The organism is Pseudomonas sp. MPB23 (assembly GCF_046605395.1).
Lineage (GTDB): Bacteria > Pseudomonadota > Gammaproteobacteria > Pseudomonadales > Pseudomonadaceae > Aquipseudomonas.
In genome coordinates this window covers 4307715-4323252 of the sequence record NZ_CP176771.1, presented here as the reverse complement: position 1 = coordinate 4323252, position 15538 = coordinate 4307715, and the positions used below count along the sequence as shown (strand labels likewise).

Annotated in this window: 12 protein-coding genes and 1 pseudogene; 3 read left to right on the top strand and 10 right to left on the bottom strand. The window is 58.8% G+C overall.

Features of this window, described 5'->3' with window-relative positions; genetic code table 11:
* From ACLH0J_RS19450 to arnC, 7 genes are read right to left on the bottom strand one after another with little or no spacing between them, the layout of a single operon-like run.
* Entirely contained in the window at positions 1-1380 is a 1380-nt protein-coding gene (locus ACLH0J_RS19450) for a UDP-glucose dehydrogenase family protein (protein ID WP_411388577.1), read from the bottom strand.
* Positions 1377-1778, bottom strand: coding sequence for a 4-amino-4-deoxy-L-arabinose-phosphoundecaprenol flippase subunit ArnF (arnF, locus tag ACLH0J_RS19445; RefSeq protein WP_411388576.1), 402 nt, complete (start codon positions 1776-1778; stop codon positions 1377-1379). Before arnF ends, ACLH0J_RS19450 begins: the two co-directional genes overlap by 4 nt.
* Positions 1775-2122, bottom strand: a complete 348-nt coding sequence (arnE, locus tag ACLH0J_RS19440) for a 4-amino-4-deoxy-L-arabinose-phosphoundecaprenol flippase subunit ArnE (protein ID WP_411388575.1) — start codon at positions 2120-2122, stop codon at positions 1775-1777. Before arnE ends, arnF begins: the two co-directional genes overlap by 4 nt.
* Positions 2119-3774, bottom strand: coding sequence for a lipid IV(A) 4-amino-4-deoxy-L-arabinosyltransferase (arnT, locus tag ACLH0J_RS19435; RefSeq protein WP_411388574.1), 1656 nt, complete (start codon positions 3772-3774; stop codon positions 2119-2121). The genes arnE and arnT overlap by 4 nt, the downstream gene beginning before the upstream one ends.
* Positions 3771-4655 carry a 4-deoxy-4-formamido-L-arabinose-phosphoundecaprenol deformylase gene (gene arnD, locus ACLH0J_RS19430; protein WP_411388573.1) on the bottom strand — a complete coding sequence of 295 codons (885 nt, stop codon included), beginning with the start codon at positions 4653-4655 and terminating at the stop codon, positions 3771-3773. The genes arnT and arnD overlap by 4 nt, the downstream gene beginning before the upstream one ends.
* The gene (gene arnA / locus ACLH0J_RS19425) at positions 4655-6646 is read right to left on the bottom strand and encodes a bifunctional UDP-4-amino-4-deoxy-L-arabinose formyltransferase/UDP-glucuronic acid oxidase ArnA (RefSeq protein WP_411388572.1); all 1992 of its coding nucleotides are present in this window, start codon (positions 6644-6646) and stop codon (positions 4655-4657) included. Before arnA ends, arnD begins: the two co-directional genes overlap by 1 nt.
* Positions 6643-7674, bottom strand: coding sequence for an undecaprenyl-phosphate 4-deoxy-4-formamido-L-arabinose transferase (gene arnC, locus ACLH0J_RS19420; protein WP_411388571.1), 1032 nt, complete (start codon positions 7672-7674; stop codon positions 6643-6645). The genes arnA and arnC overlap by 4 nt, the downstream gene beginning before the upstream one ends.
* 414 nt (positions 7675-8088) lie before the next feature.
* Between arnC and ACLH0J_RS19415 the strand changes: the two genes are divergently transcribed.
* Together ACLH0J_RS19415 and xerC are read left to right on the top strand one after the other, a co-directional pair.
* Positions 8089-8901: a M949_RS01915 family surface polysaccharide biosynthesis protein gene (locus ACLH0J_RS19415; protein WP_411388570.1), complete on the top strand. Its 813-nt coding sequence runs from the start codon at positions 8089-8091 to the stop codon at positions 8899-8901.
* Between the two features lie 108 nt (positions 8902-9009).
* Positions 9010-9924 (top strand): tyrosine recombinase XerC, encoded by a 915-nt coding sequence (gene xerC, locus ACLH0J_RS19410; RefSeq protein WP_411388569.1) that lies wholly within the window; start codon positions 9010-9012, stop codon positions 9922-9924.
* Positions 9925-9939: 15 nt separating this feature from the next.
* Here xerC and ACLH0J_RS19405 read toward each other — a convergent pair whose 3' ends face one another.
* A complete protein-coding gene (locus ACLH0J_RS19405; RefSeq protein ID WP_411388568.1) occupies positions 9940-11148 on the bottom strand; it encodes a multidrug effflux MFS transporter in 1209 nt (402 codons plus the stop codon).
* A gap of 157 nt (positions 11149-11305) precedes the next feature.
* On the opposite strand from ACLH0J_RS19405, the gene ACLH0J_RS19400 reads away from it, so the two are divergent.
* Entirely contained in the window at positions 11306-12919 is a 1614-nt protein-coding gene (locus ACLH0J_RS19400; protein WP_411388567.1) for a methyl-accepting chemotaxis protein, read from the top strand.
* 85 nt (positions 12920-13004) lie between these two features.
* Here the strand turns inward: ACLH0J_RS19400 and ACLH0J_RS19395 are convergent.
* Positions 13005-13832 (bottom strand): annotated as a pseudogene (locus tag ACLH0J_RS19395) (DUF4238 domain-containing protein); the annotation flags it as partial.
* A 21-nt stretch (positions 13833-13853) separates the two neighbouring features.
* A protein-coding gene (locus ACLH0J_RS19390) for an IS3 family transposase (RefSeq protein WP_340135116.1) occupies positions 13854-15016 on the bottom strand; the annotation gives its coding sequence in 2 pieces (ribosomal slippage) (positions 13854-14764 and positions 14764-15016; 1164 coding nt in all).
* Between the last annotated feature and the right edge of the window lie 522 nt (positions 15017-15538).

Below are 15538 nucleotides of genomic sequence, written 5' to 3'. Positions count from 1 at the left end.
TCAGGCTTCCACGACTCGTGGCACCCACTGTTGCTGGGGAATCGGCAACTGGCAGGAATCGCCGCGGCCCATCGGGAAATACTGGAAGCCTTTGCGCGCCAGGCGTTCGCCGTCATACAGGTTGCGGCCGTCGAAGATCACCGGGGTTTTCAGGCGCTGAAGGATGAGGTCAAAATCCGGCGCCTTGAACTGCTGCCATTCGGTGCAGACAATCAGCGCGTCGGCGCCCACCAAGGTGGATTCCGGCGTGCCCATCAGCATCAGTCGTGGCTCGTCGCCGTAGATGCGTTGGGTTTCCTGCATGGCTTCCGGGTCAAAGGCGCGTACGTTGGCGCCGGCGGCCCACAAGGCTTCCATCAGCACGCGGCTGGGCGCATCGCGCATGTCGTCGGTGTTGGGTTTGAAGGCCAGGCCCCACAAGGCGAACGTCTTGCCGTTGAGGTTGCCCTTGAAGAACGCATTGAGCCGTTCGAACAATTTGCTCTTTTGGCGCTGGTTGATGGCTTCCACGGCTTCCAGCAGGTCGCTGGAGCAGTTGGCCTGCTTGGCACTGTGGATCAGCGCGCGCATGTCTTTGGGGAAGCACGAACCGCCGTAGCCGCAACCGGGGTAGATGAAGTGATAGCCGATGCGCGAGTCGGCACCGATCCCCAGGCGCACGGCTTCGATGTCCGCGCCCAGGTGTTCGGCCAGTTCGGCGATCTGGTTGATGAAGCTGATCTTGGTCGCCAGCATGCAGTTGGCGGCGTATTTGGTCAGCTCCGCGCTGCGCAGGTCCATGAAGATGATGCGGTCATGGTTGCGGTTGAACGGCGCGTACAGGTCGCGCATCACCTCGCGCACCTCTTCACGCTCGCAGCCGATGATGATGCGGTCCGGGCGGCGGCAGTCCGAAACGGCGGAGCCTTCCTTGAGGAATTCCGGGTTGGAGACGATATCGAACTCCAGATGCCGACCAACCAGGTTGAGGGCTTTTTCGATATGGGCGCGCAGGGTGTCGCCAGTACCGACCGGTACGGTGGACTTCTCCACCAGGATCACCGGGTCGATGCGGTGACGGGCCACGGCATCGCCTACCGACAGCACGTATTTGAGATCGGCCGAGCCATCTTCATCCGACGGCGTGCCCACGGCGATGAACAGCACTTCACCGTGTTCGACGGCGAGTTTTTCATCGAACGTGAAGTGCAATCGACCGCTTTCCAGGTTTTCCTTGACCATCGCGGCCAGCCCAGGCTCGAAGATACTCACGTGGCCTTGCTGCAACAGCTTGACCTTGTTTTGATCGACGTCCATGCAGATGACATCGTGGCCGACTTCCGCCAACACAGTGGCCTGCACCAGACCGACGTAACCACTACCAAATACGCTGATTTTCATGGGGCTTTCCTGGGACTTGTAGCGCTAGCACGACGAGAGTTGATAACCAGTACACCGAGGATGACCAAGGCCACCCCCAGGGTTTTTGATACGGAAAAATGTTCGTTGAACACCGGCAGGCTGGCGGCGAGCAGGTACACCAGCGCGTAACTGATGCTCAGCAGCGAATAGGCGCGGCCCAGGGGCAGGTGCTTCAGCGCACCGAGCCAGCAGAGCATCGACAGGGCATAGGCAAGGATCGCCAGGATCACCACGCCGAGGGCGCTCAGGTCGATGTGGGCGCTGAGCCATTCGTTGGGCTGCGGCAAGCGCGTCATGCTCCAGCGCATGCCCAACTGGGCGGCGCTGACCAGGCCGACGCTGCCCAGGGCCAGTGCAAAGCCTCGGACTCGGCTCATACGTGGCGCCCCAGCAGCACGACACCGCCAATCACCAGCGCCACGCCAAGCCAGTGGCGGCGGTCGATGGGCTCATGGAAGACAAACCGTGCCACCAGCGTGACCAGTACAAAGTTCAGGCTGAGCATGGGGTAGGCAACGCCGACCTCCAGGCGTTGCAACACCAGCAGCCACACCAGCAGGCCCAGGCCCAGGCACACCAGCGCCGACCACAGCCAGGGCGAGCGCAGTTTTAACGCCCAGCCTTCAGGCAGGTCACGCCAGCTTTCCACCGCAAATTTTTGCGAGACCTGACCCATGCAGGTCAGCAGGCAGGCGGCCAATAACAGTAACAAGGTGATCAAGGTGTCACCTGCGCAAAAATCAGAATCACGATATTGCCTTGCTCGTAGTGCTGACCGTCATTGGGCAGCAAAGCAATTTCGGCCTTTTCATCGTCACCTTTAACGCGCATTACCACGCCAACCGGGCCTTTTTTGCGCGCTTCGCTCATCCACGCCTGGATTTGGGTGGTGTCGACCTTGTGATGGCTGGCATCCGGGTAAGCGAGGCCGTATTTCACTTCACCAACGGTGTTGTAGAGCGTCACGTCCGGGCGTTGCAGGCGCCACGCCAGCGCCGATGCGGCGCCCAGGTCGTTGCTCAGCAACGCCGTGGCCGGACGCAGCTCTGGCAGGTGGTCGATGATGAACTGATCCGGGGTCTTGTTATAGACCACCGAGTGCGGCAATGCGGCCGGCAGCAGGGCGACCATCAGCCAACTGCCGATGATTGGCGCCGCCCACAGCTTGGAAGGGCGCGCGGCCTGCAACAGGTTGACGAGAATCCAGCCGAACAGGAATGCAAATACCAGCACCAGGCTGAGGGTTTCCTGGCCGTGTTCATACACCGGTTTCTTCAGTTGGAGCCAGCTCAGCGCAAGCAATGCCACGATGCCGATGACCAGGTTCAGCCAGCCGTTGATGCGCAAGGCGCGGTCACGGCCCTGGGCCAGTTTGACGGCCAGGGTGTGGCCCATCAGCAAGGCCAGCGGCAACAGGCACGGCATGATGTAGGACGGCAACTTACCTTTGGCCAGGCTGAAGAACGCCAGGGGCATCAGCAGCCACAGCAAGATAAACCCGATTTTCGCACTGCGTTTTTCCAGCCACGCCTGCTTGAGGGTGGATGGCAGCAGCGCCACCCACGGCAGGCTGAAGGCGATCAGCAACGGCACGTAGTACCAGAACGGTTCGGCATGCTGCGCGTCGTCACCGGCGAAGCGCTGGATATGCTCGTGCCAGAAGAAGAAATGCCAGTAGTCCGGCTCTTGCAGGTGCACGGTCAGGGCCCACGGGGCACTGACGACGATGGCAACCACCACCGCAACCACGCCGTAGCCTACGAGCTCGCGAAAGCGTTTCTGCCACAGGGCGTAGGGCAGGGCGATCAACACCGGCAGCAGCAACGCCAGGAAACCCTTGGTCATGAAGCCCATGCCACAGGCAAATCCGAGCAGTGCCCACGACCACAACCGACCGCTGCGGTTGGTGCTGTCGAAGCAAAACCACAAGGCCACGCCCGTCAGGTTGACCCAGAAGGTGAACTGCGGATCGAGGTTGGCGTAACCGCCCAGGGCCGCCACGCTGACAAAACTCATGTACAGCACGGTGCTGATCAGGCTTTTTTGCGGGTCATTCCACAGTCGGCGCGACACCAGGTACACCAGCAGGATGCTCAGGCCGGTGCTCAAGGCTGAAGCGAAGCGCACACCGAACAGGTTCTGTCCGAAGATTGCCTGGCCCAGCGCGATCATCCAGTAACCCGCCGCCGGTTTTTCGAAATAGCGAATTCCCATGAAGTGCGGCGAGGCCCACTTGCCGGTCAGCAGCATTTCCTGGCTGATCTGCGCATAGCGGGTTTCATCTGGAATCCACAAGCCATGGGTGGTCAGCGGCAGCAGATAAAACAGCGCAAACGCCAGCAGCAGCAAGGGCTGCGCCCAACGGCCGATCATGCCTGCTGCACTCCGAGCCAACCCTCACGGCCGCTCAGGGCGCCACGCACCAGTTGTTGCTGGGGCAGGGTGGAAAGGTCCGCCGGCAGCAAGTCGCCCAGCGGTTTGAAGTCGATGCCGCGCTGCCCTGCCTGGGCTAGCAACTGGCGAAAATCGTTGGCCATCAGAATCCCTTCTACTTCTGCGTGGATCGTGTAGACGTTGAGCTTCGATTCGGTGAATCGGTCAAGAATGAAGCCATTGAAATCTTTGGCGGCCACCACCGGCCCGACGACTTCGTCGAAGGTCGGGAGGTCCACCGGAATTTGTGGGGTGCCCGCGCTGCCATCGGCCAGGGTCGGACGAAACAGGCTGGCGCCCCGGCAATCGCTGTTGTAGCGAAAGTTGAAACCTTGCTTGGCTTGCACCACACGTTCATCGGCGCGCCAACCGGCGGCCGCTGAACAGTCGATGCGTTCACCGAGGATGTCGCTCAGGGTGTCCACACCGCGTCGAATCTGCTCGATCAGTTGCGCGTCGCTCCAGCGTCCGGCGTTGGCCTGCCAGCCATGGTGATCCCAGGCGTGCAGGCCGACTTCATGCCCGGCAGCCTTGGCCTGGCGCATCAAGTGCCCCAGGTCGCGGCCGATCGGCTTGCCCGGCCAGGCGGTGCCGGCGAGCAAGATGTCCCAGCCATACAGGCCGGCGGCGTTGGAGCGCAGCATCTTCCACAGGAACTGCGGGCGGATCAGGCGCCACAAGTGGCGCCCCATATTGTCCGGCCCGACACTGAAGAAGAACGTCGCTTTTACCCCGGCTTCATCCAGGGACTCGAGCAACCGTGGCACGCCTTCACGGGTGCCTCGGTAGGTGTCGACGTCGATGCGAAGACCTGCCTGCATTAACGTTTGTCCGCGATTTCAAGCATGGCTTCACGCAGGAAGAAATCCAGCGTATTGCCAATGGTCTCGCTCATCTCCACGGTCGGCTCCCAGTTCAGCAGGCGCTTGGCGTTTTCGATGCTCGGTTTGCGGTGTGCCACGTCCTGGTAGCCGGTGCCGTAGAACGCCTTGCTTTCGACGTCGCGGAAACCGGCGAACGGCGGGAAGTTGCTGCGCAGCGGGTGAGCTTCGAACTGACGCAGCAGCTCTTCGCCCAACTGACGGATGCTGGCTTCGTTTTCCGGGTTGCCGATGTTGATGATCTGGCCGTTGCAGACGTCATTGTCGTTATCAATGATGCGTGCCAGGGCTTCGATGCCATCAGCGATGTCGGTGAAGCAGCGTTTCTGCTCGCCACCGTCGAACAGGCGGATCGGGGTGCCTTCCACCAGGTTCAGGATCAGTTGGGTGATTGCGCGTGAGCTGCCGATACGCGCCGAGTCCAGGCGGTCCAGGCGTGGGCCCATCCAGTTGAACGGACGGAACAGGGTGAAATTCAGGCCCTTGGCGCCGTAGGCCCAGATCACGCGGTCGAGCAGTTGCTTGGAGACCGAGTAGATCCAGCGTTGTTTGTTGACCGGGCCGACCACCAGGTTGGAGGTGTCTTCGTCGAAATACTGGTCCTGGCACATGCCATAGACTTCGGAGGTCGACGGGAAGATCACGCGCTTGTTGTACTTGACGCAGTAGCGCACCAGCTTGAGGTTTTCTTCGAAGTCCAGTTCGAACACACGCAGCGGGTTGCGGGTGTATTCGATCGGGGTGGCGATGGCCACCAGTGGCAGGACCACGTCGCACTTCTTGATGTGGTACTCGATCCACTCGGTGTGGATGCTGATATCGCCTTCGACGTAATGGAAGTTCGGGTGGCTGCGCAGACGCTCGATAGCGTCGGAGCCAATGTCCAGGCCGTAGACTTCGTAACGGTCGTCACGCAGCAGGCGCTCGGACAGGTGGTTACCGATAAAGCCATTCACACCCAGGATCAGCACGCGGGTGCTACGTGGCTTGCGGCCGGACTCGGCGCCGCGCAGCACGGAACCGTCGACCAGGCCCAGTTCGTTGGCCAGGGATGGGCCGGCCAGGTACAGGCCGTTGTCGTTGCGCTGCCCGAACTTGATCACCAGCGAGTCTTCACCGCACGCGATGCGCAGCGGGTTGACGCTGATCACACGGCCAGGCGCCAGGCCTTCGTTACCCTGGACCACTTCGGCTTGCCACACGATCAGCTTGTGCTCGCCCACGGCGCAGAAAGCGCCAGGGTACGGTTGCGTCACGGCGCGTACCAAGTTGAACAGCTCTTCAGCCGGTTTTTGCCATTCCAACTTGCCATCCGCTGGAGTGCGGCGGCCGAAATAAGTGGCCTTGCTCTCGTCCTGGGCGGTTTCCGCCAGTTTGCCCGCAGCCAGTTGTGGCAAAGCGTCGCGCAGCAGGCTGCTGGCGGCGTCACGCAGTTTGGCATGCAGGGTCAGGCCAGTGTCGGAACGCTCGATCACAACTTTTTGCTGGGCCAGGATCGCGCCGGCGTCGGCACGCTTGACCATACGGTGCAGGGTCACGCCGGTTTCGGTTTCGCCTTTGACCAGCACCCAGTTGGCCGGTGCGCGGCCACGGTATTTCGGCAGCAGCGAGCCGTGCAGGTTGAATGCGCCTTTGCTGGCGGTGGCCAGCAGGGCTTCGCTCAGCAGGTTGCGGTAGTAGAACGAGAAGATGAAGTCCGGGTTGAGCTTGGCGATTCGTTCGATCCACAGCGGGTGGTTGGCGTCTTCGGGCGCGTGGACTGGAATGCCATTGCGGGCACACAGTTGGGCAACAGAGCCGTAGAAGTTGTTTTCCTTGGGATCGTCGGCATGGGTGAACACGGCAGCGATGTCGTAACCTGCGTTGAGCAGCGCTTCAATCCCGGCACAACCAATATCGTGGTACGCGAATACAACAGCTTTTGAACTCATGAGTGGACCTGATCGGCAGAAGTGGAGGAATGAGAGGATGGCAGCCCGTCAACGACGACCACGGGTGCCGGTGCTGCCGGTTGGTTGCGCAGCACTTTTTCAATAAAAAAGCGCGGGCGTGCGCGCACATCGCTGTACATGCGGCCCAGGTATTCACCCAAGAGGCCCATGCCGATGAACTGGCCACCGGTGAACACGAACAGCACCGCGAACAGCACGAACATGCCATCGCCGGCCCATTGGGCGCCAAAGGCCAGGCGCAGGACGATCAAGGCGAAGGCGAACAGCATGCCCAGCGCCGCCAGGCTGAAGCCGACGATGGAGAGCAGGCGCAGTGGCGTGGTGGTCATGCAGGTCAGCAGATCGAACATCAGGCTGATCAGGCGCATCGCGCTGTACTTGGATTCGCCGTGTTCGCGCTCGGCGTGGTGCACCGGGATTTCCGTGGTGTGGCGAGCGAAACCGTTGGCCAGGATCGGGATAAAGGTGCTGCGCTCGCGGCAGGCGAGCATGGCGTCGACGATGGTGCGGCGGTAGGCGCGCAGCATGCAGCCGTAGTCCGTCATGGCCACGCCGGTGGAGCGTTGCACGGCCAGGTTGATCAGGCGCGACGGCCAGCGGCGAAAGGCCGAGTCCTGGCGGTTGTTGCGCACGGTGGCGACCACGTCATAGCCCAGGGCGGCTTGTTCCACCAGACGCGGGATTTCTTCCGGCGGGTTCTGCAGGTCGGCGTCCAGGGTGATCACCACGTCGCCGCGGCACTGTTCGAAACCGGCCATGATCGCCGCATGTTGGCCATAGTTGCGATTGAGGATCACCGCGACCACGTTGCTGCCGTCTTCGGCAGCGGCGTCTTCGAGCAACTGGGCGGATTTGTCGCGGCTACCGTCATCCACCAGGATGATTTCGTATTCGTAAGCCAGTTGCTGACACGCTGCACGCGTACGGCGCAGCAATTCAGGCAGGCTCTCTTGTTCGTTGTAGACCGGGATAACGATCGACACGCAATGAATAGGGTAGGGTTTCAAAGATTCATGACCTCAGGTTTAGAGCAACTAGGCGCTTGAAAACAACAGCAATCATTGGGCAAAAGCCTGGAACGCAGATGAGAAGAACGACGTTGAAGTGTTTGCATAATCAAAAGGTTAGACGGCTTAACAGGTTTTGGTCTGAAGTTCTGCGTTAAAGATTAAGCGTAAAAATGTTGTACCGATATGAAAGGCAGATGAAAAACTCGTTTATTTGACAGGTAGACAGCTAGGGTTCAGCAAAACAATTAGCGCATCAGCGGGTTAAGTTGGCGGGCGAAATAAGAACTGTTTCCCGGAGGGCTGAGTTCAACTTGGAGGCGCGCCGTCGGCCCCTGAATGTTATTGAAGAATCTTCTCTGCAATGCCCTCCAAGTGCCGGTAAAGTAAGCGCTCTCTTGCCAGGGTACTCGGATGAATAGCGTGCAGCTTTTACGCGGCCAGTTGCGGCCAGTGTTGATGGGGTTTTTGATGACCGTGGCGTGCGTCACGACGGTGCGGGCCGATGACGGAGTGGCACTGACCGACATTGACCAGGTGCCGGAGGGCGTTGAAGTGCGTGGCAAGCAGATCGCTGCGTATACCTGGGATGACCGCCAGGGCAAGAACCTGCTGGTGCTCGCCGAGCAGGTTGGCGAGCGGGACGATGACGGTACCCAGTCGGCGTTCGTGTATGCGGCCCAGTACTTGATCGACGGCAATCGCCCCAAGCGCGTGTGGATGCTCTACGACGATGTCCAGCATTGCGAATTCGATGCGTCCTTGCGCTTCGACAGGGCCGCGACAAAGGTCACCGACCTCGCTGGCGACGGCATCACCCAAGCCACCGTGGGCTATTCGCGGACCTGCACCAGCGATGTCAGCCCCAATGAATTCAAACTGATCATGCATGCCGGCAAGTCGCAGAAGTTCCGCTTGCGCGGCGTTGACCGCGTCGGTGCCAGTTGGTGGGACGAGGAGGCCGGGGCCCTGCGTGGCATGCCGTTGCCCAAGGACTGCAGCGTGGCCGGCCAGCAGGCGCTGGTCAGCCAGTACAAGGAACAGGGCACCGAGTTGCCCTTGCCGGGGTGCTATGGCGATGAGAAAGACTTTGCCAAGGCGCCGGAAGCCTACCTGACGTTCATGCGCCAGCACTGGTTCGCTCTGATGCAGAAACAGGACGCCGAGTGGAGTCAGACCCAGACCCAGCCGCCAGCGCCCACCGAGGATGACGATACCGCCCCGTGACTTTGTGCCAGGGCGGGTCCTGCGTTAGACTCGGCCCTCGCCAACTCACTAAATATCTCGATTAAACATATAGTTACTTGAGGTATTTAATCCAAAGGCTGATCTACCTTGACTGAGTCTATCCGCAACCCGCTGACCCTTTACCTCACCCGCCTGGCGCCCTCCAGCCAACTGACCATGCGCTATGTGCTGCAGGATGCCGCCGATCGCCTGGGCTTCGAGGACATCAACCTTGAAGAGATCGACTGGCACCAACTGCAGCCCGAACACGTCATTGCCCTGGTGGCCGCCTTGCGCGAGGACGGTTATGCGCCGAATACCTCGTCGTTGTATGTGAATGCGGTGCGCGGTGTGATGAACGAAGCCTGGCGGTTGAGCCTGATCAGCCAGGACCATTTGCTGCGCATGCGCACGGTCAAGGCCACGCCCGGCACGCGACTGGGCCAGGGGCGCAACCTGCGACGTACGTTGATCCGCGAAATGATGGACGTCTGCGCCGCCGACCCACGCCCCCAGGGCCTGCGGGATGCGGCGGTGATCGGCATTCTGTATGGCTCGGGCATGCGCAAGTCGGAATCGGTCAACCTCGACCTGGCGCAGATCGACTTCCAGGAGCGCAGCTTGCGCGTGATCGGCAAGGGCAATAAGGAGCTGATCAAGTACGCGCCGGATTGGGCCTTCGCCAAGTTGCAGGCGTGGCTGGCATTTCGGCGCGAACAGCTCAAGGACGGCGAGCAGGACGATAGCTTCCTGTTCAATCGCATCCGCCGTGGCAGCCATATCACCCGGGAACGCATCACCAAACACGCGATTTACTACATCGCCCGCCAGCGCGGTGAGCAAGTGGGGGTGAAGATCATGCCCCATGACTTTCGACGTTCGTTCATTACCCGGGTGATCGAAGAGCATGACCTGTCGATCGCGCAGAAACTGGCGCATCACACCAACATCCAGACCACCGCCAGCTATGACATGCGCGACGACAATGAACGGCGGCGGGCGGTGGATCGGTTTGATTTGTAGGCTCGGGGGCGACAATCAGGAGGAGGGCGGGGCGCTCGCCAGATGCGCCGGCAGGCGCCGCAACGTCCACATCACGGTCAGCATTGCCGCGACTGCACACAGTGCGATGCCGATCAGCATCGGTGCTGGCGTATGGTCGGCAAACACGCCGACCAGGGTCATGGACGCAGCGGCGGTGATCATCTGGATCGCGCCGAGCAAGGCCGATGCAGAGCCAGCCACTGCGCCATGATCCTCCAGAGACAGTACGCCGGCTGCCGGCAACAGCAAACCAAGAAAGCCGAAGCCGACAAACAGCAGCGTCATCATCGCCGGCAGGCTATCAATCCACAGTGTGGTCGCTGCCAGCAGGGCCATGATGGCGGCGACGGCTACCACCGACCAACGAATCAACGGCGCCAGGCCGAAGCGCGCGCTGAGGCGGGCGGTGAGTTGGCTCATGGCAAAAAACGACGCGGCATTGAGTGCAAAACCCAGGCTGAACTGCGTGGGGGTCAGGCCGTAATGCTCGATGTACACGAACGGCGCGCTACCGATAAACACGAAAAACGTCGCCAGGCCAAACCCGCTGACCAGCGACAGGCCGGTAAAAACCGGGTCGCGCAACAATGCGCCGTAGCTGCCGAATGCGCTGCCCAGGGTCTTGTTCAGGCGTCGTTCGGCCGGGTGGGTTTCGGGCAGTTGCAGGATGGTCATGACCAGGCAGGCGACGGCGACCACCGCGAGGACGGCAAACACTTCGCGCCAACTCCACAGTGAAATCACCAGGCTGCCGGCCAAGGGTGCGAGGATCGGCGAGACACTCATCACCAGCATCAGCAAGGCCATCAACCGCGCCGCCTCATGCCCGGTGTAGAGGTCGCGCACGATCGCCCGGGGAATCACCATGCCGGCGCACGCGCCAAATGCCTGCAGGGCGCGAAAGCCGATCAACACCTCGATGGTGGGGGCCAGCGCGCAACCCACACTGCCCACGGCAAAGATCACCAGCCCCGCATAGATCGGCGGCTTGCGCCCGAACACATCACTGATCGGCCCGTAAAACAGTTGGCACACACCGACGATCATGAAAAACACGGTCAGGCTCATTTGCACCGCCGCCGGCGAGGCCTGCAGGCTCGCGCCCAGGGTGGGCAGGGCGGGCAGGTAGATGTCGATGGCGAAGGGGCCAACGGCGGTGATCAACCCCAGCAGGAGAGCGAGGTGGGCAATGCTTCGAGGCATAAACGATTCCGGTCAGGATAAAAGTCGGACAGATTAAGGGAATCGCGCAGATTCCCAAACTTGGTCTTCACTAACAGGCAACTGTTGCCGATAACACAGCTAATGCCGCTCAAACGGTTGGGCGCCCAACGGGCAATCCAAGTACAGGGATACCAGTATGACGATCAAATTACGTTTGGTTCTGTTGATTGTGACTGGGCTGCTCACTGCTTTGGTCATGAGCCTAGCCAGTTACGTGGGTAATACGCGCATGAGCCAAGCCGTTCAGGCCAACGAGGTCAGCATGACGGTGCTGCGTAACCACATGGAAGCCGACATGATGCACGATGCCCTGCGCGCAGACGTGTTGTCGGCGCTGCTGGTGGGCTTGGGTAAAAGCACCAGCACCAGGGCCGAGGTCACCCGCTCGCTGCAGGAGCATGCCGAACACTTTCGGCAGGTATTAGACGAAAACCTCAAACTGCCGTTGGAAGTCACGCTCAAGACCAGCCTGGAAAAAATCAAACCCAGTCTGGATGTCTATATAAGTACCGGCGAGCGCATCGTCGCGCAGGCCTTGGACAATCCGGAAGCCGCCCGCGGGGAGTTGGAGACGTTCAATCAGGCATTCAGCCAATTGGAAGAACAGATGGCCAGCTTGAGTGAGCTGATCGAAACCAATAGCCAACAGACCGGTGAGGGCACACGGCACACTATCAGCAGCGCCAACTTCACTCTGGTTGCGGTACTGGTCGCCAGCCTTTTATTGCTGCTGACTCAGGGCCGCTGGGTGCTGTCGAGCATCATGGGGCCGCTGGGAACCGCCAGCCGGATAGCCGCCAGTATCGCGCGCGGAAACCTGAGCGAACCGATTGTCGAACCACGCGGCAAGGACGAGGCCAGCGCATTGATTCGCAGCCTCATCTCAATGCAGCGGGACCTGCGCAGCATGATCGAAGTGGTGCGCAGCAACGCCCATGAGGTCAATGGTATGAGCGAACAGCTGAGTCATGGTTGTCATGAAGTGGCAGGCAGCAGCCAACAACAAAGCGCTGCGGCCAACACCATGGCTGCTGCCGCGAGCGAAATGACCGCCAGCATTGAAGAAATCACTCAGCATGCCGCGCGGGCCCTGGATGTGGCCAACCAGGCTGAGGCCTTGGCCAAGGATGGCGGTCGAGTGATTCACCAAGTGGTCAATGATATGGATGGTATTGCCCGTTCAGCGCAGCGCTCGGCCCAAGTCATACGCACCCTGGACAAGGAGTCCGAGGCAATTTACAGCATTATCCAGGTGATCAAAGGGATCGCCGACCAAACCAATCTGCTGGCACTGAACGCCGCCATTGAAGCCGCCCGTGCCGGTGAACAAGGACGAGGCTTTGCCGTGGTTGCCGATGAAGTGCGCAGCCTGGCGGGACGTACCAGCGCGTCGACCCAGGAAATTGCCAGTATGGTTGGACGTATCCAGCAGAACACCCGAGAAGCCGTGACCAGCATGGAGGAGGGTGTCGCTCAAGTGGACAAGGGCATGACGGTGACCGCCGACGTCGAACGCGCAATCCAAGAAATTTTGCAGGCGACACTCAACACCACGGAGTTGGTGAACGACATTTCCCGCACGATCAGCGAGCAGAGCCTGGCAAGCAATGAAATCGCCCATCAGGTGGAGATGATTGCGAGTATGTCGCAAAGCAATAGCCGCGTGATTGAAGTGACCGCCTCGACGACAGACGAGTTGTCTCACTTGGCCGAAAAACTGTCGAAGTCTGTGGGGCGGTTTCAGCTTTGATTATTACGCTTAATTATAACTAAACTAAATGACTATTTAGAATAGTTATAATTAATAGGAATATACCCCGCAGGAGAGGGCATACTCAAAGAACATTCGGCAGGCTCGTGCCAGTCAGGATTCGGTTGTCTGGGCCTATGAATTCGAATTCATCGCTGTGAGCATAAATCTGTCTAGTCGCATCGCGGATAGTTCTGCTGTTAAAAGCGGCAACAGCTTCTCTGTCTAATGAAACCATTCTTTCTGTGGCCTCATAATCACCGATTACAGCAAGACTTTTATTCAGTGGAATAAATACTTTCACATCTTTTGACGCAAACCCAAGCCCCCAGCCATCGTCAATTCTAGATGCGTGAGGTATGAGGTGTACGGGGTAATCTGAGGTGATAAACCCTGGTGAATCATCGCCGGCTTTAAGAAAAATCCATTTTCGATCGAGCAGGCATTGATGAATATCTCCAATAATATTCAGCTCCAGTGACGCATGTTTAGATGTATTCATCTCTAACGCGGCAGCAGCCCCAGGTGATTTCAAGCCTTCCTGTCCCAGTGCCGAGATAATAAGTATCTGGTGAAGAGGTTGGACGCTCTCGGCAAATGACTGCCTATCACGTGGATTTCTAGTCGCGAAAAGGGAAAAAAGCAGCAGGACAGCCTTCCGATCCATCGCATTTGAAAAGTTACCGCATTCTAAAACTCGCTTGAGTGCAGCAAGCGAAGGTCCCTCAAGCTCGCTTGCATAGGCCTTCTCAAGAATATTGGGATCTGAATGGCCGTGTAACCGGTTAAAGTGATCCTCTCCAGCGACCTTTTTCACGTTTTGCGGAAATCCTTTTTTGGCATCAAGGTCAACGCAATGGACGACATCATGCTTGCCTGATTTCGCAAAACCTCTCAAATATCCAGCTGAAACATAGTGGTGGTAGTGTAGTGGTCAACTAATCCCGGACACGACGTTAAGTTTTTTCTCGGCCTGAGCCGGTGGCAGCCCACCATTAAATTGGTGCGGTCGAATCCAGTTGTACCGGTGCATCAAAAAATGGCTGATATCCCGCTGAGCTTGTTGGACGGTCGTGTAGCCCATGGTCGGTATCCACTCGGTTTTCAGGCTCCTGAACACCCGCTCCATCGGCGCGTTATCCCAACAATTTCCTCGCCGGCTCATGCTCTGACGCATGCGATATCGCCAAAGGCGCTGACGAAAACTCCGGCTTCCATATTGCGAGCCTTGGTCGGAGTGGAACAGCAAACCCTGAGGCTTCCCTCGCTGCTCGTAAGCCATGTCCAAGGCCTTGATGACCAAGTCGGCATCCGGCTTTCCCGACAATGCCCAGCCCACAACACGGCGGGCAAAAAGGTCCAGCACAACCGCCAGATACTGCCATTTCCCTTGAGCCCAGATGTAAGTGATATCGCCACACCAGACGTGGTCAGGAGCGGGCACATCAAACTCCCGGTTCAAAATATTAGGAATGTCGGGCCGCTCGACCGTCGCCTTTTTGTAAGCATGCGATCCCGGCTGTTTGCTGACCAACTCCAGCTCGCGCATCAGGCTGCGCACTTTGAATCGCCCGATCTGCTCGCCGTCGTCCTGCATCATGGCCATGATGCTACGGCTACCGGGAGCACTGCGGCCTTGGGTGAACAACTCGTTCACCCGACTGCGCAATCGAAGGCGTTCTACATCCGGTGTGCGGCGCCTGAGACGCCGAGCGTAGTAGCACGAGCGGGTCACTTCAAACACCATGCACAGCCAATCAACCGGCTCGTGGATGCTCAACTGGTCAATCAGCGCGAACGCTCGAGATCTTCCGACATCAAGAGCGCGGTAGCCTTTTTTAAGATCGATTTTTCCCGCTCAAGGCGAGCAATTCGGGCTTCCAGCTCTTGGATTTTCTGCTGCTCCGGGGTCAGCGCTTTGCTCTGCGGGGTGACGCCCGTGCGTTCTTGTTGCACCTGGTCGACCCATCGGCGCAAAGCCGACTCCCCGATACCAAGCGAGCGGCTGGCCTCAATGAAGCTGTAATCCTGCTTGAGAACGAGGTCGGCAGCCTCGCGTTTGAATTCAGGGGAAAAGGTACGGCGTTGTTTGGTCATCTGACACCTCGTTCTGGCGAGCATTCTCGCCTAAATGGATGTCCGGAATCATTAGACCACTACATAGATCGGTTCGTTCATATCAGACTCATGTTCGTTGCCATTCGATTTATTGAAGGTAACTCATGTGCCTGATTTTCGCGTCCGCGAAAACGACGGTAGCAGGCAGCGCCAGGCTTAAAATCTGACCGGCAGAGCCCCCCAGCTCCGTATAGGACGGTTCGCGTAATGTATATTATGTTAAACCAGATGCCATGTTAGAAATGTTCATGTGGCTCATAAGGTACTTGTGACGCCTGATGAAAAAGTAGAAAATGACTGATTAAAAAAAATACCAAGATATCAGTGAGATGCAGCATTCTCCGCTGTCAAGGTTTCCCTTGCCCCCCCTCGTTAACGGTTAAAAAAGGAGAATCCTGATGAGGCTTTTGCCTGTTTAAAAAGCCTAAAAAGAAGACTAAATACTGTGCTATTTTTCAAGAGTACTCGTGACTTCCTTTTAGACCAATGGGATCGTCAATG

Coding starts and splice junctions, on each gene's coding strand:
- ACLH0J_RS19450 (WP_411388577.1), bottom strand. CDS start 1,380: ATGAAAATCAGCGTATTTGGTAGTGGTTACGTCGGTCTGGTGCAGGCC.
- arnF (WP_411388576.1), bottom strand. CDS start 1,778: ATGAGCCGAGTCCGAGGCTTTGCACTGGCCCTGGGCAGCGTCGGCCTG.
- arnT (WP_411388574.1), bottom strand. CDS start 3,774: ATGATCGGCCGTTGGGCGCAGCCCTTGCTGCTGCTGGCGTTTGCGCTG.
- arnD (WP_411388573.1), bottom strand. CDS start 4,655: ATGCAGGCAGGTCTTCGCATCGACGTCGACACCTACCGAGGCACCCGT.
- arnA (WP_411388572.1), bottom strand. CDS start 6,646: ATGAGTTCAAAAGCTGTTGTATTCGCGTACCACGATATTGGTTGTGCC.
- ACLH0J_RS19415 (WP_411388570.1), top strand. CDS start 8,089: ATGAATAGCGTGCAGCTTTTACGCGGCCAGTTGCGGCCAGTGTTGATG.
- ACLH0J_RS19405 (WP_411388568.1), bottom strand. CDS start 11,148: ATGCCTCGAAGCATTGCCCACCTCGCTCTCCTGCTGGGGTTGATCACC.
- ACLH0J_RS19400 (WP_411388567.1), top strand. CDS start 11,306: ATGACGATCAAATTACGTTTGGTTCTGTTGATTGTGACTGGGCTGCTC.